The organism is Salinisphaera japonica YTM-1, from assembly GCF_003788585.1.
GTDB lineage: Bacteria > Pseudomonadota > Gammaproteobacteria > Nevskiales > Salinisphaeraceae > Salinisphaera > Salinisphaera japonica.
Genome location: NZ_AYKG01000005.1, coordinates 58266 through 81139, shown reverse-complemented (window position 1 = coordinate 81139; position 22874 = coordinate 58266). Strand labels below are relative to the sequence as shown.

Annotated in this window: 18 protein-coding genes; 2 read left to right on the top strand and 16 right to left on the bottom strand. The window is 63.0% G+C overall.

Annotated elements, in window-relative coordinates:
- Positions 1 to 508: 508 nt before the first annotated feature.
- From SAJA_RS02870 to SAJA_RS02795, 16 genes are all read right to left on the bottom strand, one after another.
- Entirely contained in the window at positions 509 to 1687 is a 1179-nt protein-coding gene (locus SAJA_RS02870; protein WP_123657148.1) for an acyl-CoA dehydrogenase family protein, read from the bottom strand.
- 45 nt (positions 1688 to 1732) lie between these two features.
- Positions 1733 to 2917 carry an acyl-CoA dehydrogenase family protein gene (locus tag SAJA_RS02865; protein WP_123657147.1) on the bottom strand — a complete coding sequence of 395 codons (1185 nt, stop codon included), beginning with the start codon at positions 2915 to 2917 and terminating at the stop codon, positions 1733 to 1735.
- A 28-nt stretch (positions 2918 to 2945) separates the two neighbouring features.
- Positions 2946 to 5033: a 3-hydroxyacyl-CoA dehydrogenase NAD-binding domain-containing protein gene (locus SAJA_RS02860; protein WP_123657146.1), complete on the bottom strand. Its 2088-nt coding sequence runs from the start codon at positions 5031 to 5033 to the stop codon at positions 2946 to 2948.
- Between the two features lie 36 nt (positions 5034 to 5069).
- The gene (locus tag SAJA_RS02855; protein ID WP_123657145.1) at positions 5070 to 6740 is read right to left on the bottom strand and encodes a long-chain fatty acid--CoA ligase; all 1671 of its coding nucleotides are present in this window, start codon (positions 6738 to 6740) and stop codon (positions 5070 to 5072) included.
- A 78-nt stretch (positions 6741 to 6818) separates the two neighbouring features.
- Positions 6819 to 7652 (bottom strand): 5'/3'-nucleotidase SurE, encoded by an 834-nt coding sequence (gene surE, locus SAJA_RS02850; protein ID WP_123657144.1) that lies wholly within the window; start codon positions 7650 to 7652, stop codon positions 6819 to 6821.
- On the bottom strand, positions 7642 to 8736 hold the full coding sequence (locus SAJA_RS02845) for a phosphotransferase family protein (protein WP_123657143.1): 1095 nt from the start codon (positions 8734 to 8736) through the stop codon (positions 7642 to 7644). Before SAJA_RS02845 ends, surE begins: the two co-directional genes overlap by 11 nt.
- A complete protein-coding gene (locus SAJA_RS02840) occupies positions 8736 to 9503 on the bottom strand; it encodes an SDR family NAD(P)-dependent oxidoreductase (RefSeq protein ID WP_123657142.1) in 768 nt (255 codons plus the stop codon). Before SAJA_RS02840 ends, SAJA_RS02845 begins: the two co-directional genes overlap by 1 nt.
- A 706-nt stretch (positions 9504 to 10209) precedes the next feature.
- A complete protein-coding gene (locus tag SAJA_RS02835; RefSeq protein WP_123657141.1) occupies positions 10210 to 11424 on the bottom strand; it encodes an acyl-CoA dehydrogenase family protein in 1215 nt (404 codons plus the stop codon).
- A gap of 141 nt (positions 11425 to 11565) precedes the next feature.
- Positions 11566 to 12402 (bottom strand): IclR family transcriptional regulator, encoded by an 837-nt coding sequence (locus SAJA_RS02830; RefSeq protein WP_123657140.1) that lies wholly within the window; start codon positions 12400 to 12402, stop codon positions 11566 to 11568.
- 116 nt (positions 12403 to 12518) lie between these two features.
- On the bottom strand, positions 12519 to 13526 hold the full coding sequence (locus SAJA_RS02825) for a hypothetical protein (RefSeq protein ID WP_123657139.1): 1008 nt from the start codon (positions 13524 to 13526) through the stop codon (positions 12519 to 12521).
- Positions 13527 to 13538: 12 nt separating this feature from the next.
- Positions 13539 to 14954: a hypothetical protein gene (locus SAJA_RS02820; protein ID WP_123657138.1), complete on the bottom strand. Its 1416-nt coding sequence runs from the start codon at positions 14952 to 14954 to the stop codon at positions 13539 to 13541.
- Positions 14955 to 15235: 281 nt separating this feature from the next.
- Entirely contained in the window at positions 15236 to 16414 is a 1179-nt protein-coding gene (locus SAJA_RS02815) for an ABC transporter substrate-binding protein (protein WP_123657137.1), read from the bottom strand.
- Between the two features lie 61 nt (positions 16415 to 16475).
- Positions 16476 to 17183 carry an ABC transporter ATP-binding protein gene (locus SAJA_RS02810; RefSeq protein ID WP_123657136.1) on the bottom strand — a complete coding sequence of 236 codons (708 nt, stop codon included), beginning with the start codon at positions 17181 to 17183 and terminating at the stop codon, positions 16476 to 16478.
- Positions 17170 to 17934 (bottom strand): ABC transporter ATP-binding protein, encoded by a 765-nt coding sequence (locus SAJA_RS02805; RefSeq protein ID WP_123657135.1) that lies wholly within the window; start codon positions 17932 to 17934, stop codon positions 17170 to 17172. Before SAJA_RS02805 ends, SAJA_RS02810 begins: the two co-directional genes overlap by 14 nt.
- Entirely contained in the window at positions 17927 to 19066 is a 1140-nt protein-coding gene (locus SAJA_RS02800) for a branched-chain amino acid ABC transporter permease (protein WP_123657134.1), read from the bottom strand. Before SAJA_RS02800 ends, SAJA_RS02805 begins: the two co-directional genes overlap by 8 nt.
- A complete protein-coding gene (locus SAJA_RS02795; RefSeq protein ID WP_123657133.1) occupies positions 19066 to 19929 on the bottom strand; it encodes a branched-chain amino acid ABC transporter permease in 864 nt (287 codons plus the stop codon). The genes SAJA_RS02800 and SAJA_RS02795 overlap by 1 nt, the downstream gene beginning before the upstream one ends.
- A 460-nt stretch (positions 19930 to 20389) precedes the next feature.
- On the opposite strand from SAJA_RS02795, the gene SAJA_RS02790 reads away from it, so the two are divergent.
- Both SAJA_RS02790 and SAJA_RS02785 read left to right on the top strand, forming a co-directional pair.
- A complete protein-coding gene (locus tag SAJA_RS02790) occupies positions 20390 to 21172 on the top strand; it encodes an SDR family NAD(P)-dependent oxidoreductase (RefSeq protein ID WP_123657132.1) in 783 nt (260 codons plus the stop codon).
- A gap of 61 nt (positions 21173 to 21233) precedes the next feature.
- Positions 21234 to 22859, top strand: a complete 1626-nt coding sequence (locus tag SAJA_RS02785; RefSeq protein WP_123657131.1) for an electron transfer flavoprotein-ubiquinone oxidoreductase — start codon at positions 21234 to 21236, stop codon at positions 22857 to 22859.
- Positions 22860 to 22874 lie beyond the last annotated feature (15 nt).

The following is a 22874-nucleotide window of genomic DNA, read 5'->3' as shown; positions in this document are numbered from 1 at the left end:
CGCGCTGGCGCGGTGCGCCAGACACCCATGCAACCTGCACGTCTGCGCCGGCTCTGAAGGGGCTGCGAATACAGACACGGCGCGGCAGGTGCGGCGCTGGGCCGAAACATGAGGTGCCCACCGTGGACTCTGGCTCCACTCTCAAGACTTGGTCGCCCGCTCCGTATTCGGTCCGTTGCTGAAGGCGACGGAGACGCGGAGCGGCGGCGGGTGTCCGGCGCACTGCGCCGGCGCGCAAAGATGTTTAAGCATCGCGAAAGCGATGTGAGTCCTAAAAATTATTTATGGGCGCGTCCCGTTGACGTAAGCATCGGAGTAGACCGGCAAAGCCGGCGCCGAGGACGGGGTCTTTTCCTTGGTTCCTTCTTTTAGACAAGCAAAAGAAGGGACTCGCACAACAGTGCGAAAACGCCCGGCTAAAGCAGCTCGTGGTTGTTCCAAAACACCAAAAGCCGAAACCGCCGACGCCCGAGCCGCCTAACCAATCAGACGGCCCGGGCCAATCAGATCAAGCCGCCCGATCCGCCTTACCCGAGGCCAATGCCACCGACTCCTCAGCCAACATCCTCAGCAGCCGATCCTTGTGGAAATTGGCATCGCCAAGATAATGATCGATCATGATGATGCGCTTGGCGTAATGCGCCACGCTGGATTCGTCCATCATGCCCATGCCGCCGAAAAGCTGGATGGCTTCTTCGGCCAGCTTGCGCCCGGCGGTACCGACCATCGTCTTGGCCGAGGCCAGACGCTGGCGGCGTTCCGTGGCGTCACCGTCCAGCGAGCAGGCCGCCCAGAGCGTGAGCGAGCGCACTTTTTCCAGATTCATGCGCATATCGACCATCCGATGCTGCAAGGCCTGGAAACTGCCGATGGGCACGCCGAACTGCTTGCGTTCCTTGAGATAATCCAGCGTCAGATCACAGGCGATCTCCATGGCCCCGGCGGCCTCGGCGCAAAGCGCGACCACGCCGCGATCGAGGGCGTATTCCAGGGCCGTACCGGCCTCGTCTTCGACGCCGATCAGGGCATCGGCATCCACGGCGACATCATCCAGCCAGATTTCGGCGGCGCGCTGGCCGTCAATGGTGGTATAGCCGGTACGGCGTACGCCGGCGGTATCGGCATCGACCCAGAACGCCGACAGCCCGGACTGGGCCGGGTTGTCGCCCGAGGTACGGGCGATGACGATCAGATGATCGGCGCTGTCGCCGGCCAGTACGGTGGCCTTTCGGCCCGATAGGTGCCAGCCCTGCCCGTCTTTCACGGCGGTGGTCTCGATCCAGTACGGGTCATAGCGCCCGGCCGGTTCGTGCACGGCCAGTGCCCAGCGGGCCTCGCCCGTGATGAGCGGCTCGAGCGTGTCCGCCTTGGCTGCATCATCCAGGGCGCCATCCAGAAAACAGCCGGCCAGTACGATCCGGCCGAGATAGGGCTCGACGACCAGACCGCGGCCCAGCCCCTCGGCCACGACCATCAGCTCGGCGCCGCCGCCATCGAAGCCGCCGGCGGTTTCAGAGAACGGCACGGCAAGCAGCCCCAGCTCGGCAAACTGCGCCCAGACATCCGGGCTGTGGCCTTCGGGCGAGGCAATATAGCCCTCGCGAGCATCGAAGGCATAGTGATCGGCCACCACGCGGGTGACCAGATCGGCGAGCATGCGCTGCTCGTCGCTATAAGAAAAATCCATGACGCCACCTCATTCGTGTGCGTTTGTCAGCCAGTGCGGATCGGCTTAGAGGCCGAGAATCGCCTTGGCGATAATGTTCTTTTGAATCTCGTTCGAGCCGCCGAAGATCGAGAGCTTGCGCAGATTGAAATACGTGGGTGCTGCCGGTGAGGCGAAGTCATCCACACAGGCCGCGGCCTCGTCTTCGAGATACGTGAACGGCAAGGCCTGCGGCCCGGCGATCTCGCGATACAGATCCGAGATCTTCTGGCGCACCTCGGTGCCCATGATCTTCAAGAACGAGCTTTCGGCCCCGGGCACGCCGCCGGCCTCAGCCGCCGATACGGTGCGCAGGTTGGTCATTTCGACCGCCATGAGCTCCATTTCGAGATCCACGATGCGCTCGGCGGTTCGCGGGTGTGCAATCAACGGCTTGCCGTCGACGATCTGGCCGGCGGCGATCTCTTTCAGATGCGCGAGTGCGGCCTTGGAAATACCCACACCGGCGATGCCCGTCCGCTCGAAGGTGAGCAGATACTTGGCACAGGTCCAGCCCTTGTTCTCCTCGCCCACGAGGTTGTCAGCCGGCACGCGTACGTCGTCGAAAAAGACCTCGTTGACCTCGTGCTCGCCGTCGAGGGTGATCAACGGGCGCACGGTCACGCCGGGGGTGTTCATATCGACCAGGAGGAACGAGATGCCCTCCTGTTTCTTGACCTGGGTATTGGTGCGCACCAGCACGAAGATCATGTTGGCGTGCTGGCCGAGCGTGGTCCAGGTCTTCTGGCCGTTGACGACGTAGTGATCGCCATCGCGCTCGGCCCGGCATTTCAGGCTCGCCAGATCCGAGCCCGCGCCCGGCTCGGAGTAACCCTGGGCCCACCAGTCCTCGTTGTTCAGAATTCGTGGCAGGTAATAGTCTTTTTGGGCCTGGGTGCCGAACTTGATGATGACCGGGGCCACCATGTTCAGCCCGAACGGCAGGATGCGCGGGGCCCCGGCCTCGGCACACTCTTCTTCGAAGATATGTTTTTCGATCGGGCTCCAGCCCGTGCCGCCGTGCTCGACCGGCCAGTTGACGGCCAGCCAGCCTTTTTGCGACAGCGCGCCCTGCCAGGCCGTCATCATTTCCGGCGTCACGCTCTTGAAGGCCTTGACCCGGCGCGATGTTTCCTCGGGCAGGTTGTCGGCGATGAACGCCCGCACCTCGTCGCGAAACACCCGCTCGGCCTCGTTGTATTCGATATCCATGATTATTCTCGGCTAGAAACGGGCGGGTCTACAGATCCGCGAAACGCTTGTTTTCGGATACCAGGCGCTCGAGCAGCGAGGCCGGCTGCCAGGTGTCGGCACCGGTATCGGCGTGGAAGGTCTTGATGCGTTCGAGGATCGTGGACAGACCCACCTGATCGGCCCAGAACATCAGCCCGCCGCGATAGACGGGGAAGCCGTAGCCATAGATCCAGACGATATCCACGTCCAGCGGGCGCGCGGCGATGCCTTCTTCCAGGATGCGCGCGCCTTCGTTGACCATCACGTAGAGACAGCGCTCAAGGATTTCGGTATCGCTGATCTCACGCGGGGTGATGTTATTAGCCGCGCGATACGCCTCGATCTCCGCGTGGGCCACGTCCGACCGCTTGGGCGTGCGGTCGCCCTCGGCGTATTCGAACACGCCGGCGCCGGTCTTCTGGCCCCAGCGCTCGTCCTCGGCCAGCGCGTCCATCCAGTTACGCTCGGGGGCGTTGGCCGGGTCGTTCTCGCGAATATCTTCACGGATACGCCAACCCACATCCAATCCGGCCAGATCGGCCATGGCGAAGGGGCCCATCGGCATGCCGAAGTCATAGATCACGCGATCGACCTGCTCAGGGGTCGCGCCTTCGTTGACCAGCTGCACCGCCTGATCCTGGCGTTTGTGCAGGATACGGTTGCCCACGAAGCCGTGACAGACACCGACCATCACGCCGGCCTTGCCGATGCGCTTGGACAGGTCCATCACCGTGGCCACGACGTCGTCGGCCGTTTTTTCGCCGCGCACGTTTTCCAGCAGCTTCATCACGTTGGCCGGCGAGAAGAAGTGCATGCCCAGCACGTCTTCGGGCCGCGAGGTCGAGGCCGCGATCTCGTCGACATCCAGCGTCGAGGTGTTGGTGGCCAGAATCGCGCCTTTCTTGGCCACACGATCCAGCTCGCCGAAGACCTGTTTCTTGACCTTCATCGACTCGAACACGGCCTCGATGATGAGATCGGCATCCGCCAGATCATCGTAGGACAGCGTGGTCGACAGGCAGCTCATGGCCTTGTCGACCTGCTCGGCGGTGATACGGCCTTTCTTGGCCGTGGCCTCGTAGTTCTTGCGGATGATGGAAACACCGCGATCCAGGGCCTCCTGCTTCATTTCCACCATCGTTACCGGGATGCCGGCCGACAGGAAATTCATGGCGATACCGCCGCCCATGGTGCCGGCCCCGATGATGCCGACCTGCTTGATTTCGCGCTTGGGCGTGTCTTTCGCGATGCCCGGCACCTTGCCCACTTCGCGCTCGGCGAAAAAGACATGGCGCTGGGCGGCCGACTCGGGCGAGGCCAGGAGCTCGGCGAACAGCTCGCGCTCGCGGGCCATGCCGGCATCGAAATCCTGCTCGACGGCGGCCCGCACAGCCTCGATGCAATGAAACGGCGCCAGAAAGCCGCGCTTGCGTTTTTCGATGCTGGCGCGGAAATCGGTGAAGACATCGTCGTCGACTTTCTCAACGTCGAGCTGGCGCACCGGACGCGCCGGCGCGTCGTGATCGGCCAGCTTGCGCGCATATTCCAGCGCGCCGGCTTCCAGATCGCCGTCGATGATTTCATCCACGATACCGGCGTCATGCAGCTTGGCCGCCTTGACCGGCTTGCCGTCGACGATCATTTCGAGCGCGGCCTTGGCGCCGATCAGGCGTGGCAGGCGCTGGGTGCCACCCGCGCCCGGCAACAGGCCCAGATTGACCTCGGGCAGGCCCATACGCGCATCACTCGTCGCCACGCGATAATCGCAGCCCAGCGTCACTTCCATACCGCCGCCCAGGGCGGTGCCGTGGACGGCTGCGATCGTGAGCTTGTCGGCCGCCTCGATACGATCGATGACCTCGGGCAACGACGGTTCTTTCGGCGTCTGGCCGAATTCCTTGATATCGGCACCGGCCGGAAACGTGCGCCCGGCGCCGATGATCACCAGCGCATGGGCGCGGCCATCGGCCAGGCCCTTGTCCAAGGCGGCCAGAAGCCCCTCACGTACCGCGTGGCCCAGCGCATTGACCGGCGGGTTGTCGATGGCGATCACGCCGATATCGGATTCCAGCCGATAAGTCACCACGTCACTCATGATTGCTCCTGTCCGTAATCTGCAAAATCGTGAAAATCAGGCATCAGCCGGGGCCGTGTCGGCCCATTCGGCTTCTTGTAGTTGGCGCCACTGGATCTTGCCGGTGGGCGAGCGCGGCAGGGCCTCGCAGATCTTGATCACGCTGGGCACCTTGTAGGCGGCCATCTGCTCACGACACCACTCACGGATCGTCTCGGGCGTGGCCGCCGCATCAGCGGCCAGTACCACGCAGGCCTTGACCTTCTCACCCCGGCGCGCGTCGGGCTGGCTGATGACACAGGCCTCGCGGATCTCGGGGTGGTTGAACATCATCGACTCCACCTCGGCCGGCCAGACCTTGTAGCCCGAGGCGTTGATCATGCGTTTGACGCGATCGACGATGAAGAAATAGCCCTCGTCGTCGTAATAGCCCAGATCCCCGGTGCGAAAGAAACGCTTGCCGTCCAGTGCCAGATACGACGCCGCGTTGGCCTCGGGCCGGCGCCAATAGCCGGTCTGCACCTGCGGCCCGTGCGTGATGATCTCGCCCACTTCACCCACGCCCAGCTCGTTGGTCGTCTCGGGATCGATGATGCGCGAATCCACATCGAACAACGGCACGCCCAGGCATTGTTTCTTGGGCGCATCCGGCGGGTTGAGATGGGTGGCCGCGATCGTTTCCGACAAGCCATAACCCTCGACGTAGCGCAGGCCAGTGAGCGCGAACAGCTTGTCGGAAACAGCTTCGGGCATGGCCGCCCCGCCGCCGCTCAAGTGCTCCAGACTCGATAGATCAAACGACTCGATGGCCGGATCGGCCAGCATATCGATGACCATGGTCACGATATTGGTCCAGCGATTGATGCGATAACGCTCGATCAGGCGCGCGGCCGTCAACCGGTCCCAGCGGGTCATCAGCACCACGGTCGAGCCGGCATAGATCGGTGAGTTCATGCTGTTCTGCATGCCGGTGACATGGAACAGGGGCAGCGTGCCGAGCGTGAGCCCTTCCGGGTGCGAGCGTGTCCAGACCAGGCCGTTGACCATGGTGGCCGTGACCGAGGCATGGGTATGCATGCAGCCCTTGGGCGCGCCGGTGGTGCCCGAGCTGTAAGGCAGCACGGCCAGATCATCGGATTGCGCGGCATGGGGGCCAGGCGCATGGCCAGCACTCAAGGCCTCGGCCCAGGCCACAGCACCGGGTTGCGACAGCTCGGCGGCGGGCGCGGCCACCTCAGCCGGCAGATCCAGGTCGGTATCGGGGTCGATGTAGTCGTTATAAGCCGCCACCACGCAGGTCGTGATGCGGCCCGCGGCCACCCACGGCGCCATGGCCTCGAAGCGCTCCTGGCCACAGATGGCCACCGTGGCCTCGGTATCGTCAATATAGTGGGCCAGCTCCGGCGACTGGTTCATCGGATTGACCGGCACGACCACCGCATCGGCCCGCAGGATCGCGTAGTAGGCGATCACGAACTGCGGCGCGTTCTGCATGAACAACAGCACCCGATCCCCGGCGACCACGCCCTTGGCTTGAAGAAAGCCCGCCAGACGGTTCACTTCCGCGTCCAGCGTTTTATACGACAGTTCGCGATCGTAATAAATGATCGCGGCCCGATCAGGATATCGACGCGCCGAGATTTCCAGATTCTCGTAGAGACTGGTCCGGGGCAGCGTCAGCGTGTAGGGAACGTTCTCGGGCCAGACCGCGTGATGCCGGTCGAACATGACAGATCTCCTCGGGCGCGCGAGCGATCGGTATTCCAGACCGTCGCTCTTTTTTGAAATGCTGTTTCGTTTTTATTTTTAGCGCGCCGAACCGGTCTTGTCGAGACGCCAGCCTCGTCTATTGGTCGCAGACTCAAACGCGGCGATATCGCAGCGCTCGTTGGTCAACGGCATGACGCTGATGCGGCGCCCGCGCAACACGGCGACATCGCTTTGTGGATCCACCACGGGCGTTGCCCCCCGCGCGAACGCCAGCTGAAAACGATCGGCGTGGCCGGCAACCCGCTCGGCCCGCGGGCGCACGGTCCCGCCCCGCGCGCCACGCGCCCAATCGATGCCCTGAATCGGCGTCTCGTCCTTGGCGGCCGGAAAATTGACGCTCCAGGCGCCCCGCAGCCGGCCTGCCTCGTCGCGCGCGGCTCCGGCCAGAAGCTGGGCGACGACACGCTGGCCGTAGGCGATGGCAGGCGAGAAATCAGCCGTTTCGGCCGCGCCACGGAACGCCTGGCTGAGTGCCACGGCACACAGGCCCGTGTGCTCGGCGGTCAGGGCCGCGCCGATGGTCCCGGAATAGACAATCGTGTCGGAGATATTGGCCCCGCGATTGACCCCGGCGATAACCAGATCCGGCGGGGTGTCGGCCAGCCAGTGCGCCCGTGCCAGCAATACACAGTCGGCCGGCGTGCCGGTCACGGCGTAGCGTCTTGGCCCGTGGGCCGTGACGTCCACGGGCGTACGCACGGTGATCGCCTGGCCGCGACCGGATTGATCGGCCGCCGGGGCCACGACCCATACCTCGTCGGCGATCGCCGCGGCGATCGCCTCGGCCACGGCCAGGCCCGGGGCATCAATGCCGTCGTCGTTGGTGACCAGCACCCGCGACAGGCGCGGGGACTCGTCGTCAGCCGGCATCGCGCGCGATCTTCCAGCCGCACTCGGCCATCACCGTGGCCTGTTTGCCCACGGCAAGCGCATCGGCGTTGCTGGCGTTGCCGGCCTGGGCCCGGGCATAGACGCCTTGCAGGATAGCCGCGATCCGAAACAACGAAAACGCCATGAATACCGGCCAATCGTCGATCGGCCCAATTCCGCGGCGCTCGCGATAGCGGGCCAGTTGATCGGCCTCGCTCGGGATGCCGGCGGCCGCCAGATCCATGCCGTCGATGCCTTTCAATCCCGGAATGCCCTGGGGCAGGTAATACGGCATACAGGCATAGGCCAGATCGGCGATGGGATGGCCGAGGGTGGCCAACTCCCAGTCCAGCACGGCCGCGACCTCGAAGCTCCCCGGGGCCACCAACAGATTGCCCAGGCGGAAGTCACCGTGGGCGATGGCCGGGGCCACGTCGGCGGGTATGTTGTCGGCCAACCAGTCGCCAAGCGCGATCATGTTGGCATCGGGCGCGTCCGTCGAGGCCTCGTACTGGCTGCGCCAGCGCTTGATCTGGCGCTCGACGTAGCCGTGCGGTTTGCCGAAATCAGCCAGGCCCGCGGCCTCGACGTCCACCGAATGCAGATCGGCCATCCGATCGATCATCGCCCCATACAGCGTGCCGCGCTCGGCCGGCGCCAGATCCGGCAGGCCGGGATCGGAAAACACCCGCCCGGCGATATAATCCATGATGAAGAATTCAGTGCCGAGGATCGACTCGTCGGTGCCGTAGGCCCGCATCGCCGGCACCGGCACGCCGGGCGCGTCGCGCAGCGCATGCATCACCTTGTACTCGCGATCGATGCGATGCGCCGACGGCAAAATCTCGCCCGGCGGTTTCTTGCGCAGCACATAGCGTGCCCGCCGGTCGCCGGTCCCCGTAGTCAACAGATACGTCGGGTTCGACTGGCCACCCTGGAACTGTTCGACCGTCAGATCGCCGTCGAGCAGGTTGTGATCGCGCATGAAGCCGGCCAGTGCGGCCTCGTCCAGGCGATGCGCCTCGCGCACGGCCACGATTTCCGGTGCGCCCACGGCGTCGTTTGGCTTGTCGTTGTTGTGCATCAGCAGATGGTCTCCCCGCCGTCGGCCACCAACGTCTGGCCGGTGACATAGGCCCCGGCCTGGCTTGCCAGAAACACGGCCACGCCGGCGATATCATCGGGCTCGCCGATACGCCGGACCGGCGTACGCTGCTCGGCCTGTTTCTTGCGCTCGGGATCATCCAGCAGGGCCTTGGCGAAATCGGTGCGGATCAGGCCCGGGGCGATCGCGTTGGCACGAATATTCTTCGGCCCCCACTCAACGGCCAGATTGCGCACTAGGGCGGCCTCGGCGGCCTTGGACACGCCGTAGGCCCCGATTACGCCGTTACCGCGCAGGCCGGCAATCGAGGACAGCACGATGATATTGCCCCCGCCCTGGGCGGCCATATCCGGGGCCACCATATTGCACAGCCAGAACGTCGAGCGGACATTGGTTTCCATGATCTTGTCCCAGGCCTCGTCACTGATCTCCGAGGTCGGGCCATAGACCGGATTGGTGGCGGCGTTACAGATCAGAACATCGATCCGGCCAAAGGCTTTCTTCGTCTCGGCGACCAGGTTCTTTAGCTGGTCCTTGTGGCCGATATGACAGGCAACCGCAATCGCCTCGTGCCCGGCATCGCGCAGCTTCTGCGCCACCGGCTCACAGGCCTCGGCCCTGCGACTGGACACCACCACGCGGGCCCCGTGACGGGCCATCTGCTCGGCAATGGCCGCGCCGATCCCGCGAGACGAGCCCGTGATCACGGCCACCTTGCCGCTCAGATCGAACAACGTGTCTTGCATGAACTCCTCCTGCACTTTTGTTCCGGTTGTGCGCTTGTTCTGTGGTTAGTCCGCCGATAACCGCGACTGCGCGCGATTGAGAAAAATCCGATGATGAAGAAGACGAGACGATCCGTGCTTTCGTTCTGACTCGTGCGTTTTTTCTTTTCGAACTATCCGCAAATAAACGCGAATGAATACAGACAGGGTTATCCGCAGATGGACGCCGATGAAACGCAGATGACATTCGTGGCGCGGGGTGTGCGGCGTCGTCGCTGCTAACGCGGGCACCCGCGCGTTTGGAGAAAGCGGTTTTTGGTCTTTATCCTGTCTTTTAATCTGCGCACATCGGCGTCCATCGGCGGACTGCCTTTATCTTTTTCTTTATTCGCGTTCATTCGCGGACAAATCCGCCTATATTCATTTGCGCTCATTCGCGTCTATTTGCGGATGAAATTAACCTTGGCTAACCAATGAAAAGAAAGACAATCCGCCGATGCACGCCGATTGGCGCAGATTAAAAAATGCGATGAAGATCAATACACATCGCTTTCAAGGTGCCCGATGGCCTGCGCTACTAGCAGCGACAACTCGGCGCCTTCTGCCCCACCAACGCCATCTGCGTTACATCTGCGTCCATCTGCGGATTGCCTTTGCCTTTGTCTTTTTCTTTATTTTCTTTCATTTGCGCTCATTCGCGTCTATGTGCGGATGGAATTAATGCTGGCTAGCCTCTTCGAGCCGCCTGCTTTCGCAGTTCGAGCTTGGCGATGGAGTCCAGATGCACTTCATCGGGGCCGTCGGCCAGGCGCAGGGTGCGCACGTTCGCCCAGGCATCGGCCAGGAAAGTGTCCTGGCAGACGCCCATGGCGCCGTGGGCCTGAATCGCACGATCGATCACGCGCAGGGCCATTTCCGGGGCGATGACCTTGATCATGGCAATTTCCTGGCGAGCTTCTTTATTGCCTACCTCGTCCATCATTTGGGCCGCCTTGAGCGTCATCAGCCGAGCCTGGTCGATCTCGATCCGTGAGGTGGCGATTTGCTTGCGGATGGAGTCGAATTCGGAAAGCTTGCGGCCGAAGCTTTCCCGCGCCTCGACGCGATCACACATGGCTTCCAGCGCGCGTTCGGCGATCCCGATGGTGCGCATGCAGTGATGAATCCGTCCCGGGCCGAGCCGGCCCTGGGCGATCTCGAAACCACGGCCTTCGCCCAGGATCAGATTTTCGGCCGGCACGCGCACGTTGTCGAAGCTGATCTCGGCATGGCCTTTCGGCGCGTGGTCATAGCCAAAGACATGCAGCGCGCGTTCGATCGTCACGCCCGGCGTGTCGAGCGGCACGAGGATCATCGATTGTTGCTTGTGACGCTCGGCCGACGGATCGCTCTTGCCCATGACGATGGCAATCTTGCAGTTGGTAGCCATCGCCCCGGAGGACCACCACTTGCGGCCGTTGATGACGTAGTCATCGCCGCCGCGCCTGATCTCGGTCGCGATATTGGTGGCATCCGAGGAGGCCACATCCGGCTCGGTCATGGAGAAACAGGACTTGATCTCCCCGGCCAGAAGCGGCTTCAGCCAACGATCCTTCTGGGCATCGCTACCGTAGCGGGCCAGCACTTCCATATTGCCGGTATCCGGCGCACTGCAATTGAACACCACGGGGGCGATCGTCGAGCGCCCCATGATCTCGCAGAGATGCGCATAGTCGAAGTTCGACAGGTTGGCGCCGTGTTCGGAGTCCGGCAGGAACAGGTTCCATAGCCCGGCGGCCCTGGCTTTCTTCTTCAGCGCTTCAATGATCGGTGGCGGGGCCCAACGGTTCGCGGCGTCTTCAAGCTGCTGGGCGTAGACCGACTCGGCCGGGTAGACGTGTTCGGCCATGAAGGCCTCGACCTCGGCCTTGAGCGTCTGTGCGCGTTCGGATAGAGCCTGCATGCGATCTCCTGTTAACCCGCGCCACGACCGACGCGCCAGATAAGATCGAATTTGTCACGCCCCCTGAAGCGGGTCAACGACAAATGAAACGCTATTCCACTAATGTCGAGTGTTGTGGCCGCACCCGCCGCTCGGCATGCCCTAGCCGCGGTGCGACTGAGCGGACGTCGTGCCCTGGCCGGTCAACAGGGCCTCGACCTGATCGACGAGCGTTTTGAGGCGCGGACCGAGATTGTCGGTCAGTACCTGCTGGGTCAGCCGCTGCGCCGCGCCGCCGCAGTTGAAGGCCAGCATGCGCTGCTCGGCCTCGACATAAAGCGGCACGCCGACCCCGCTGATATCCCGGCTCCATTCGGCCTGCGAGGTACAGAAGCCGTAGGCGGCATACTCGGCGTAGGCAGCCTCCAGGCTGTCCTCGATAGCCGGCCAGTCGGACGGATTGTCGCGCTGGATGGCCTCGAGATAAGGCACGCGCTGGGCCGGTGTCATGCCCGCGAGCAGCGCCCGGCCCATGGCCGATAGCCCGATCGGCACGCGTGAGCCGGTCTGCATGCGCAGGATGAGCGGGCCGCTGCCCTGACAACACTGAATATAAGTGATGTGGGTGGCTTCCGGCGCGCCCAACGCGATCATGCAATCGGTGGCCTCGGCCAGTTCCTGCATGAAAGGACGCGCCAACGTGCTCACGCCTTCGCTGGCCAGATAGCGATACCCCAGATCCATGACGCCCGGCCCCAGGCGATAGCGCTCCAGATCGGCGATATAGAGCAGATAACCCAGCTGGGTCAACGTGGCCGTGATACGCGAGACGGTTGGCCGCGGAATACCCGTGCGATCGGCCAGCTCGGCATTGCCCAGATATTCGGCGCCATTGCCGAAACAGCGCAGAAGCTCCAACCCCCGCGCCAGCGCAGAGATCTGCTGGGGAGGCTTGCCCGTGGCCTGGGCCGGCTCCGAGGTGTCTTTTCGTTTCGCCATCGGCTCGCTACTGTTGATCGTCGATCAAGACGCGTTAGCTTGGAATTACACCACGCGCTGTCAACGCTGAAGCATACGAAACCCGCGCGCCCGTGCCAAAGACGGGCGACGACGCGTCAGCGGGCATCGCCAGCGGTCAGCAGTGCTTCGGGCGATACACGGGTGCCGCTTTCAAGCCGTGCCACGCTGGTATTGGCGCCCAGTACCTGTTCGATGACCAGCGTGGCGCTACGTGCCCCGGGCTCCCAGACCACGGGCTGGCCGGCCGGCCCGCGGACCAACTCGCCGGATTCATGGACCGCCAATCGATCGCCGATACCCAACCCCTCGGCCTGGCCGGCCGCCAGATAATACTGCCCGTCGCGCTCGGCAAAGCTGCGCGTGAACCAGGGGGCGATACGCAACCGTCGGCGCTCGGCGGCCACCAGGGTATCCAGGGCTCGTGAGGGCGGGGCCTGACGATCCAGACGGGTCGCGCTGTAGCGCGCGCCAAACTGCGTATCGTAGGTGACAATCGACAACGCATCACCAGCGGGCGCGGCCACCAGCAGTAACCGGGGGGCCGGATACCGGGCGATACTGGCCAGACAGTCTGGCCGGGTCAGCGTGTTACAGCCCGGCGCATCGCTGATGGCATCCGCAAGCGCGTTGGGCCCGACAACGACCATACCGGCGGATTGCAGGCGTTGTGACAGATCCGTAAGTGCAGCCGGTACAGCGCCGTCGCCCTGCCAGGCCAGCGCCACGGACGGCGCCAGGCCGTCGGCACCCGTGGCCGGCCGGATAGCGGCGGCCGTGCCCGTGGCAGCTGCCGCCGCGATGGCCGGTGTGCCTTGATAAGGCGTCATCGGCTCCGATTGCGGGGTGGGATTGAGCGTGTCGTCGGTCGTGGCCGGCGCCTCGGCGCTGCTGGCCCGTGCCCGATCAACCTTCTCGGACAGCCGCTCCCAGAACGGCGTGCCCCAGTCCGGTGACTCATAGCCGAACGCACTCTGCGAGTCAGCCAACGCCAGAGAGCGCTCGGCGGCCTCGGGATCCTGCGGGCCGGACTCGCTGGCCGTGGTGGCACAGCCGGCCAGACCGGCAACCAGCATGAGTCCCACTATCGTATATCTGCCCTGCATGATCCCTCTCCCTTAGAACTCGACGCCGATGTTCAAACTCGTGGCGAACACGTGATTATCGTCGAGGTTGGTACCGCTGATACTACCGATGAGCGAGTTGCCCTGCGGGAAGATCGCGTCGTTGGACTCGACCCAGCCCGCGGTGAACCAGGTCCGAAAGACCGAGTTGTACTGGTATGACAGCTCGGCGTCGTAGACCATGCTGGTATCGCTCTGCCCGCCCGCGCTGTCGGGAATGCTGATGTTCAAGGCACCCACCGATGCCCCCAGCGCCAGTTTGTCGGTCAGATCGACGGTGCCGTTGGCCACGAAGAAGTTCTGATTGAAGTTCTTCACACCGAACGCACGGCCCACGGAATACACGCTGGTGGGATTGGCCGTGGATTCCGGATTGGAGTTGATGGTCGAGGTATAGGTATCGAACCCGGTGGATAGATAGCCACCGTCCTGGGTGCCGATGTACTGGGCACGCAGCGCGTAGCGATCGAATTCGGTACCGATCCGCAGATACTCGGCCCAGCCGACATCGTTGAGGAAATCCTCGCGGCCGGGGGTGGTGTCGTTATCGACGTCGCCTTCATAGAAAATGTTGGTGCCGAACTCGATATCCACGGCCCCGAGCGCGCCGGTCATGTAAGCCGACACGGCCTGCCCGCCGTCGAGCACATAAGGTGCCCCGGCGGTCACGCCACCCGGGGCATCGGTGCTCTGCTGCACCGGCGAACCGGGCAGAAACGCATAGTCGGAAAGCTGACCGTCGTAGTTGTCGTTGTAGTAGAGATACAGCGCGCCAAGGTTCCAACCCGACTTGCCCAGCGGCGTGACAAAGCCGCCCAGGAACTGATCGCCGTTATCGATATTGGCGAACGAGGCATTGTCCTGACGCCGGTCATAGAGCACAAAGGCATTGACCGGGCCGATGCCGCGCGCGGCGAAGATACGATCACGCCGGTCATCACAGACCAGAAAACAGTTGTTGAAGTTGGCTTCCTGTCGACCCACCCGAATCAGCGTCTTGCCGATGGGGATCTGCACGAAACCCAGATCCAGACGCACGGTATCGCCGGTATTGGTGGTGTTGAAGGCGCGCTGGGCCGTGGGCGAGTACTGGCGCTCGTCGCCGGTCCAGCGATCGCCCGAGAGCTCGACACGCGTGATGACCTGAACGCCGGTTTCCTCGTGCTTGAAATCGGCCTCGACCCGCAGGTACTGGGCAAAGCCCTGATCGCTGTCGACAAAGCCTGCCGTATCGTTATCGAACGCGTTCGAATCGACGTAAAACGTCGTGGCCCGATAATCCACGCCGAAATCGGTCTGTATGGCAGCCGCCGGGTTGGCCCCGAGTCCAGCGGCCACGACCAGCCCTGACAAAGAGGCCATCCGACGCAGGCGCCGGGCGCCCCGGCCCATGGTGTTGAAGTCGCTCATCCTGATCTCCGCTCGCTTTTGTCCGCATCGACGCGCAGTCCCGCCGCGCCGCAGTGCCTGCGGGTCGGGTATTGCGGGTTCGATGGGCCCCTTTTTAATGAAAGCTCGGTCGGCCGAGCCGTTTTATTGCCCTGTGATCCCGGCACTCGGCATGAGCGCCCGTCACTGGCCTGCTCGTCGCGGCCGGGCACCCCGCCCGGCCACGATGTCTGTCCAAACGATCCTCGATCAGCCCGCCGACGACGATCCGCCGGCCTGGACCGAGTAGGTATCGCCCCCGCTTAGTCCAGATCCATATCCGAGCGCTGCAGGATGTCGACCTTGCCGTCGGTGACTTCAGCGATGCGTACATCAATGGCCAGGTTGCCGTCGTCGGTCATGCTCGTGACGGCAAACGGGTTGTGCGTCGTGTCCACCTGCTTGAGCGCCTGGGGAATCGCGGCTCGGATATCGGCGACGTCCGTCACCGTGCCGGCGCTTTCCATGGCCCGGGCCAACAGGAACATCGCGAAGTAGTTGTAGGCGGTTTCAGCGGTCGGAACGTTGTCGTGATCCTTCGCGTAGAGCTTGATGAAGGATTTGGCGCCCGGCGTGTCCAGGTGTGACAACGGTGCAACGCCCACCGCGCCTTCCAGCGCGGCCATACCGCCGGCCACGCGGGCCACTTCGCTGACCTTGGCCTGATCCATGATCACGAAGCCGCCCTCAAAGCCCAGCTCGCGCGCCTGGCGCACGACCAAGCCGGTCGGCTCCGAGGCGCCGCCGATGAACAACACGTCGGGATCGGCGGCCAGCACCTTGCTGACACCGGTATAGAAATCCGCGGACTTGTTGTAGTCCATCGGATTGTCGGCCACGATCTCGCCGCCGGCTTTCTTCCAGGCCGGAACGAACGCCTTGGTCCAGTATTTGGCGTAGTCGTGGGTGGCGTTGGCGATCGCCAGCTTCGGCCCGAAACGTTCCATGGTGAGCTTGGCGAACGGCGCTACATAATCGGTGAAGTTCGGCGGAATCTTGACCGTGAGTTTGTTGCCCTTGCTGGTGACCTCGGGAATCGAGGTATAGGACATCACCAGAAACCGGTCACGCTCGTTGAAGGCCTGCAGTGCGAACGTGCCCCCGGAGTGCGGCGTGAAAACCGCGGGCGCGTTGTACTGCTGAACCAGGCGCTTGCCGTTGACCGCGGCGCGGCTTGGTGCGTATTGGTCATCCAGGCTGACCAGGTTGATGTCATAGGCCTTGCCGTCGACCTTGATTCCGCCCCCGGCGTTGATCTCGGCCGCAGCCATTTTCAGCCCCTCGAGTGCGTTCTGGCCATAGAGCGCGGCCCCGCCGGACAACGGCCCGGTGAAACCGATATTCACTTCTGCGGCCATGGCCGGGCTCATGCCGGCGGCCACCAGCGCGCCGGTGGCAATGCCAAGCCCGGCCCAGCGTTTGATGCGTTGTATTCCAGACATGTGGTTTCCTCGTTGTCGCAGTGCGCTATCGCGCTTGTTGTCTTTTTTCCAGTGTTGGCGCTCAGGCGCCGATATAAGCTTTTCGCACGGCTTCGTTGCCGAGCATCGACTCCCGATCGCCTTCGATCGTGAGCCGGCCGTTCTCGATCACATAAGCCCGACTGGCGATCTTGAGTGCGGCATAAGCGTTCTGCTCGGCCAGCAGTACCGTGGTGCCGGCGGCATTGATTTCGGCCACGGTTTCAAAAACCTGCTTGACGATAAGCGGAGCCAGGCCCAGCGACGGCTCGTCGAGCAACAGCAATTTGGGCCGGCCCATCAGCGCGCGACCGATCGCCACCATCTGTTGCTGGCCGCCGGACAACGATCCCGCTGCCTCGTTCTTCTTTTCAGCCAGGATCGGAAACATGGCCAGGATGTCGTCCAGCGTTTTCTGCATGGCGCGCTTGTCGCCGCGGTGTACATAGCCGCCCAGCCACAGGTTCTTCATCACCGACATGTCGGGAAAAAGCTTGCGGCCTTCCGGGCACTGCACCACGCCGCTCGCCACCAGCGCCGAGGGCTTGGCGCCGGTCACGTCGCGTCCGGCGACATTGATACGCCCGGCACTGGGCCGGTGCAGGCCGCTCACGGTGTTGAACAATGTGGTCTTGCCGGCCCCGTTGGCACCGAGCAAGACCACCAGCTCGCCGGCCTCGATGGTCATGTCGATGGCGTCAAGCGCCTTGAAACTGCCGTAGCAGGCATCCACGCGCTCAAGCTTGAGCATGTTCGGCTCCCAGATAGGCTTCGATCACGGCCGGGTCGTTTCGAACTTCACCCGGGCTGCCGTCCGCGATCTTGGCGCCGTGATCAAGCACGACGATGCGATCCGCGATGGACATGATCATGTCCATCTTGTGTTCGATCAGACAGACCGTGATGTCGTGCTCGACCATCTTGTGAATGAGCGCGACCAGGCCATCGGTTTCGCCGGGATTGACTCCGCCGGCCGGCTCGTCGAGCAGCACCAGCTTGGGCTCGGTGGCCAGCGCCAGGGCAAAGGCAATGCGTTTGCGCTGTTCCTGGCTGGTATCAGCGATCATGTGATTGCCGATGGCCGACAGGCCGACGAAATCCAGCATCTCGGCGGCCTTGTCGCGACAGGCCGCCTCGTCGCGCTTGTGGCGCGGCGTATGCAAAAGCACATCCCAAAGACGCGAACCGGTGCGCAGACGGTGCCCCACGATGAGGTTGTCCAACACCGTGGATTCCTCGAACAGCATCGTGGTCTGGAAAGTGCGCGCGATACCGGCTCGGGCGATGGCATCCGGGGCCATGCCGGCGATGTTTTTGCCCTCGAAACGGATCTCGCCTGAGGTAGGCGCGGCGGCGCCGGCCACCAGATTGAAAAACGTTGTCTTGCCGGCGCCGTTGGGTCCGATGATGGCGTTGATCGCACCGCGCTCGAACACGGTCGATACGTGGTCGACCGCGGTCAGCCCGCCGTACTGCTTGGTCAGGTTACGGATATCAAGCATTGCCAGAGCCCTTGGAGTCGCCAGCGCTCTCGTTTGTCTTGGTGTGGGCATAGGCCGGCGCGGCGGTTGCGTTGCTGCTCGAATTCGGGCCCGCCCGCGTCGTACCGGGCGTCGATGCCGTGCTACCCGCACCCGAGTCGTGGCCCGTGCTCGGGCGCTGATCCGCACTCATCTCGCGGCTGGCACGGCGTGCCCGCCAGGCCTGGTACGAGCCGGCGATGCCCTTGGGAAAAAAGATGACCAGCAGCACCAACAGCGGGCCGAACACGATCATTCGATACTCTTCCAGCGACTGCACGGCCTGGGTCAGCCAGGTGATGAGCAGCGTGCCCAGAAGCGGGCCCATGAGCGTGCCGATACCGCCGACCAGCAGATAAGCAATCATGTCGAAGGTGTGCATGAAATTACCCAGATCCGGGCCGATGAACCGCACCACCCCGGCATACAACCCGCCCGCCAGCGCGGCATAGACCGTGGAGATCACGAAGGCCAGAATCTTGTTGCGCATCAGATTGATGCCCAGCGACTGGGCCAGGTCATCACTGATACGAATGGCACGAAACGTCCGGCCCAGCAGCGAGGCCGACAGGCGACGTGTGAAGAACACCGCCAGCGCCAGAAAGAACAACACCAGGTAATAGAACGGCCGGGTTTCGGTGAAATCGACGAAGCCGAAGCCATCCGGCGGCGAGATACTGATGATGCCGAGCGGGCCGTGGGTCAGCGCATCCCACTTGTCGAGCAACATATAGATGATGAAGCCCACACAAAGCGTGAAAATCGCGAAATAATGCTCTTTCAGGCGCAGCGAGACCGCGCCTACGACCAGCCCGAAAACGGCCCCGGCAAGGCCGGCCACAGCAAACGCGGGCCAGAAATTCCAGCCGTGATCCGCGGTGAGAATAGCCACCGCATAAGCGCCGATGGCAAAGAAGCCGCCGTGGGCCAGGTTCAGCTGGCCGCAGTAGCCGGTGATGATATTCAGGCCATAGACCGCGATGGCCCACACAAAGGCCAGCGCCATCACATAGACCTGATACTCGTTGGCCGCCACGAACGGAAACACCGCGGCCAGGCCCAGCAGCACGACGAGCGTGGCCGGGTGATTGAACATATGGGTCAGGCGAGACATTAGCGCACTCCTTGCGAGAACAGGCCCGTGGGCTTGATCGAGAGAATGGCCACGAGCAGCGCGAACGCGATCACGTCCTTGTAGTCACCCGAGATATAGAAGCCGCCCAGTGCCTCGGCGAAGCCGATGATCAGGCCGCCCACGATGGCGCCGGGAATACTGCCCATGCCGCCCAGAATGATGATCACGAAGGCTTTCAAGAGCACCAGATGCCCCATGGCCGGATAGACCAGATTGATCGGGGCGAACAACGTCGAGGCCACCGCGGCCAGGGCGCCGGAGATCGCGAACGTCATCATCGCCACACGGTTGGCGTTGATACCCACCAGAAACGCGCCCTCGCGGTTCTGGGCCATGGCGATGATGGTCGAGCCGGCCAGTGTTTTCTTCAGGTACAGATGCAGCCCGCCCATCAACGAAAACGCGGCCACGATGATCAACATACGTTGGGCAGGCAGTGTCAGCCCGGCGAAGTGAAAGATCGTGTTCGACGGGGCCTCCAGGCGTCGGAAATCCGCGCCCCAGTACATCTGCACCACCGCCTCGAAGAACAACAACAGCCCGATGGCCGCGATCTTGTCGTGAATGGGCGGGGCATTACGCAGCGGATGAAAGACCAGGCGCTCACAGGCCACGGCCAGCCCGGCCACGATGACCGCCGCGGCGATCATGGCCAGCCAGTACGAGGCCCCGAGCTCGCCGGCCACGTAATAAGCGACATACGCGCCGACCATGTAGAGCGCACCGTGAGCGAAATTCGGCACGTGCAGAATCCCGTAGACCAGCGTCAGCCCCAGGGCCACCAACCCGTAGATACTGCCGAGCGTAAGACCGTTGAGCAGTTGTTGTAGCAGTGCTTCCATATCGAGACTCCTTCAACGCCTCGCCCATCGAACAAAAAATCTGTGGCGGCCACGATGGATCACGAAAAACCCCTGTCTGATGCAGGCTTTCGCCCGGCTTGCCTTAGGTTGAAGATCAAACTGGCACGCACTCATAAGCCGGTCAATACGATTTCGAAATTGTGTTTCACTTCGGAAAACACATATTTTCGACAATCGGGAAAAAAGCATAAATATTTGATATTGAATAAATAAAACAGAAAACCAAGGATCGAAAAATGCTCGTCGAAACGCCGTTTCAATCCTCAGGCTTGGCACTAGAGTGGTAATTGATCCGACCAAAGGATGATCAGAACGCATCCGTATTAGACGAATAGCCAATAAGCCATTATTTTTAATTTGGAATGCCGTTTCATTTTTATTGACGCCCGGCGCTCGCTGGGTAGAATCGAGCCATCAAGGATTTCTCGCGGACCGTGTCATGCAGCGATTCGAAGGCCAGAGCGCGATCATCACCGGAGCAGCAGGCAGCATCGGCGCTGCCACCGCTCGGCGTCTGGTGGCCGAGGGTGCGCGCGTGGCGCTGGTGGACTGCTCTGCGGATGCACTGGCATCGCTGGCCGCCGACCTGGGGCCCGCCGTCAGCCGACACGTCGTGGACGTCGCCGATGCATCCGCCGTAGAGGCCGTCGTGGCAGACATCACGAGCGCACACGGCGGGATCGATGTGCTGTGCAACAATGCCGGCACGGCTGGCAACGACTACAGCGGCATCACAGACACCGACATGGCCAACTGGCAACGCCTGCTGGCGGTCAATCTCATGGGCAGCGTGGCCTTCACACGCTACGCTGGCGCGGTGATGACACAGGCCGGTCGCGGTGCGATCGTCAATACCGCCTCAGTTGCCGGTATTCGTAGCGGCGCCGGCGGTAATGCATACAGCGCTTCCAAGGCGGCCATCATCAACCTGACACAGACGAGCGCCTGCGATCTGGGCGGGCACGGTATCCGTGTCAACGCGGTATGCCCGGGCCTTGTGCGCTCGAACATGACGCAGCCGGTCTTTGACTGCGCCGAAGCCCAGGGCAAAAGCCATAAACTGGGGAGCCGGTGCGAGTTGAAGCGCCCCGGCGAGCCGGAGGAAATCGCCGCGGCGATCTGTTTTCTGGCAAGTTCGGAGGCCTCGTTCATCACCGGCCAGGCCCTGCCCGTAGACGGGGGCAACACGGCCTCGCTGAACATGCCGGGCATGAAGGTGTAGCACGACAACGACCGTTCATCGATCGCGACGGTGTCGCGGTCCTCGATAAAGACATGACGCTATGAGCGATATCGAACGCGATGTGATGACCTACGACGTGATCGTCGTCGGTGCCGGCCCGGCCGGCCTGGCCACGGCCATGCGCTTGAAACAGAACGCTCCGGACAAGGAGGTCTGTGTTCTGGAAAAAGCCTCCGAGGTCGGCGCCCAGAACCTGGCCGGTGCCGTGATCGAGACCGGCCCGCTGGACACGCTCGTGCCGAACTGGCGCGAGGATCCGCCGGACATCTGCGTGGACGTGACCGGCGACGAATTCTGGATGCTGAAAAAAGACGGGGCCACGCGCATGCCGACCCCGCCGCAACAGAACAATCACGGCAACGTGGTGGTCTCGCTGGCCAACATGATGGCCTGGCTGGCGCCCAAGGCCGAGGAACTGGGGGTCGAGATCTACCCCGGCTTTTCAGCCGCCGAGGCGTTGTTCGATGACAACGGTGCGGTCAAGGGCGTGCGCACCCCGGACATGGGTATCGCCCGCGACGGCACGCTCAAGGGCACCTACGAGCCCGGCATCGAGATCCATGCCCCGATCACGATCTTTGCCGAAGGCTGTCGCGGTCATTGCACCAAGCAGCTCGTCAAGCGCTTCGAGCTGGACACCGACTGTGACCCACAGACCTATGCCATCGGCCTGAAAGAACTCTGGAAAGTCCCGCCCGAACGCAGCCAGCCGGGGCTTGTCCAGCACACGATCGGCTGGCCGCTGGAAAACGATATCTATGGCGGCAGCTTCATCTATCACCTGACCGAAGACCGGATTGCGCTCGGCTTCGTCGTGGGCCTGGATTATGCCGATCCGCGCTTCGAGCCGTTCGAGGCGTTCCAGCAGTGGAAGCATCACCCCAAGATCCGCGCATTGATCGAGGACGGCGAGATCATATCGGCCGGCGCGCGCGCACTCGTTGAAGGCGGCTGGCAATCCCTGCCCAAGCTGGAAATGCCCGGCGCGCTGATCGTGGGCGATGCCGGCGGCACGCTCAACGTGCCCAAGATCAAGGGCATCCACACCGCCATGGCCAGCGGTATTCTGGCCGCCGATCATCTATGCGAAGCCGGCGCGGTGGACGGCTTTGATGCCGCGCTTCGCGCCTCTGAGGTCGGCAGCGAGCTCAAGAAAGTACGCAATATTCGCCCGGGCTTTCTGCGCGGCAAATGGGCGGGCCTGGCCAATGCAGCCTGGGAAACGGTCACTGCCGGCCACTCGCCCTGGACGCTGCATAACCACGCCGATTGGCGCGCCACGGAGAAACTGGCCGCGGTCGAGAATCAGCCGACACCGGCCCAGGCCAACGACTGGCAGACAAGCCGAGATCTGGCCCCGCGCGATCGCCTGGCCTCGGTCTATTTCGCCCAGACCGAGCACGACGAGAACCAGCCGGTACATCTACAGATTCTGGAACCGGATATCTGTGTCTCGCGCTGTACCCAGGAATACGGTAATCCCTGTACCCGCTTCTGCCCGGCTAACGTCTATGAAATGGTCGACAACGACGCCGGCGAAAAAGAGTTGCATATCAACGCCGCCAATTGCGTGCACTGCAAGACCTGTGACATCAAGGATCCGTACCAGATCATCAACTGGGTCACGCCGGAAGGCGGGTCCGGGCCGAACTACACGAATCTCTAAACGAATTTAGGGCCA

Bases quoted from the DNA above. Each gene is read 5' to 3' on its own strand.
- SAJA_RS02870 (WP_123657148.1), bottom strand. From the start codon at position 1,687: ATGGATTTTTCTTATAGCGACGAGCAGCGCATGCTCGCCGATCTGGTC.
- SAJA_RS02865 (WP_123657147.1), bottom strand. From the start codon at position 2,917: ATGGATATCGAATACAACGAGGCCGAGCGGGTGTTTCGCGACGAGGTG.
- SAJA_RS02860 (WP_123657146.1), bottom strand. From the start codon at position 5,033: ATGAGTGACGTGGTGACTTATCGGCTGGAATCCGATATCGGCGTGATC.
- SAJA_RS02855 (WP_123657145.1), bottom strand. From the start codon at position 6,740: ATGTTCGACCGGCATCACGCGGTCTGGCCCGAGAACGTTCCCTACACG.
- surE (WP_123657144.1), bottom strand. From the start codon at position 7,652: ATGCCGGCTGACGACGAGTCCCCGCGCCTGTCGCGGGTGCTGGTCACC.
- SAJA_RS02845 (WP_123657143.1), bottom strand. From the start codon at position 8,736: ATGCACAACAACGACAAGCCAAACGACGCCGTGGGCGCACCGGAAATC.
- SAJA_RS02840 (WP_123657142.1), bottom strand. From the start codon at position 9,503: ATGCAAGACACGTTGTTCGATCTGAGCGGCAAGGTGGCCGTGATCACG.
- SAJA_RS02835 (WP_123657141.1), bottom strand. From the start codon at position 11,424: ATGCAGGCTCTATCCGAACGCGCACAGACGCTCAAGGCCGAGGTCGAG.
- SAJA_RS02830 (WP_123657140.1), bottom strand. From the start codon at position 12,402: ATGGCGAAACGAAAAGACACCTCGGAGCCGGCCCAGGCCACGGGCAAG.
- SAJA_RS02825 (WP_123657139.1), bottom strand. From the start codon at position 13,526: ATGCAGGGCAGATATACGATAGTGGGACTCATGCTGGTTGCCGGTCTG.
- SAJA_RS02820 (WP_123657138.1), bottom strand. From the start codon at position 14,954: ATGAGCGACTTCAACACCATGGGCCGGGGCGCCCGGCGCCTGCGTCGG.
- SAJA_RS02815 (WP_123657137.1), bottom strand. From the start codon at position 16,414: ATGTCTGGAATACAACGCATCAAACGCTGGGCCGGGCTTGGCATTGCC.
- SAJA_RS02810 (WP_123657136.1), bottom strand. From the start codon at position 17,183: ATGCTCAAGCTTGAGCGCGTGGATGCCTGCTACGGCAGTTTCAAGGCG.
- SAJA_RS02805 (WP_123657135.1), bottom strand. From the start codon at position 17,934: ATGCTTGATATCCGTAACCTGACCAAGCAGTACGGCGGGCTGACCGCG.
- SAJA_RS02800 (WP_123657134.1), bottom strand. From the start codon at position 19,066: ATGTCTCGCCTGACCCATATGTTCAATCACCCGGCCACGCTCGTCGTG.
- SAJA_RS02795 (WP_123657133.1), bottom strand. From the start codon at position 19,929: ATGGAAGCACTGCTACAACAACTGCTCAACGGTCTTACGCTCGGCAGT.
- SAJA_RS02790 (WP_123657132.1), top strand. From the start codon at position 20,390: ATGCAGCGATTCGAAGGCCAGAGCGCGATCATCACCGGAGCAGCAGGC.
- SAJA_RS02785 (WP_123657131.1), top strand. From the start codon at position 21,234: ATGAGCGATATCGAACGCGATGTGATGACCTACGACGTGATCGTCGTC.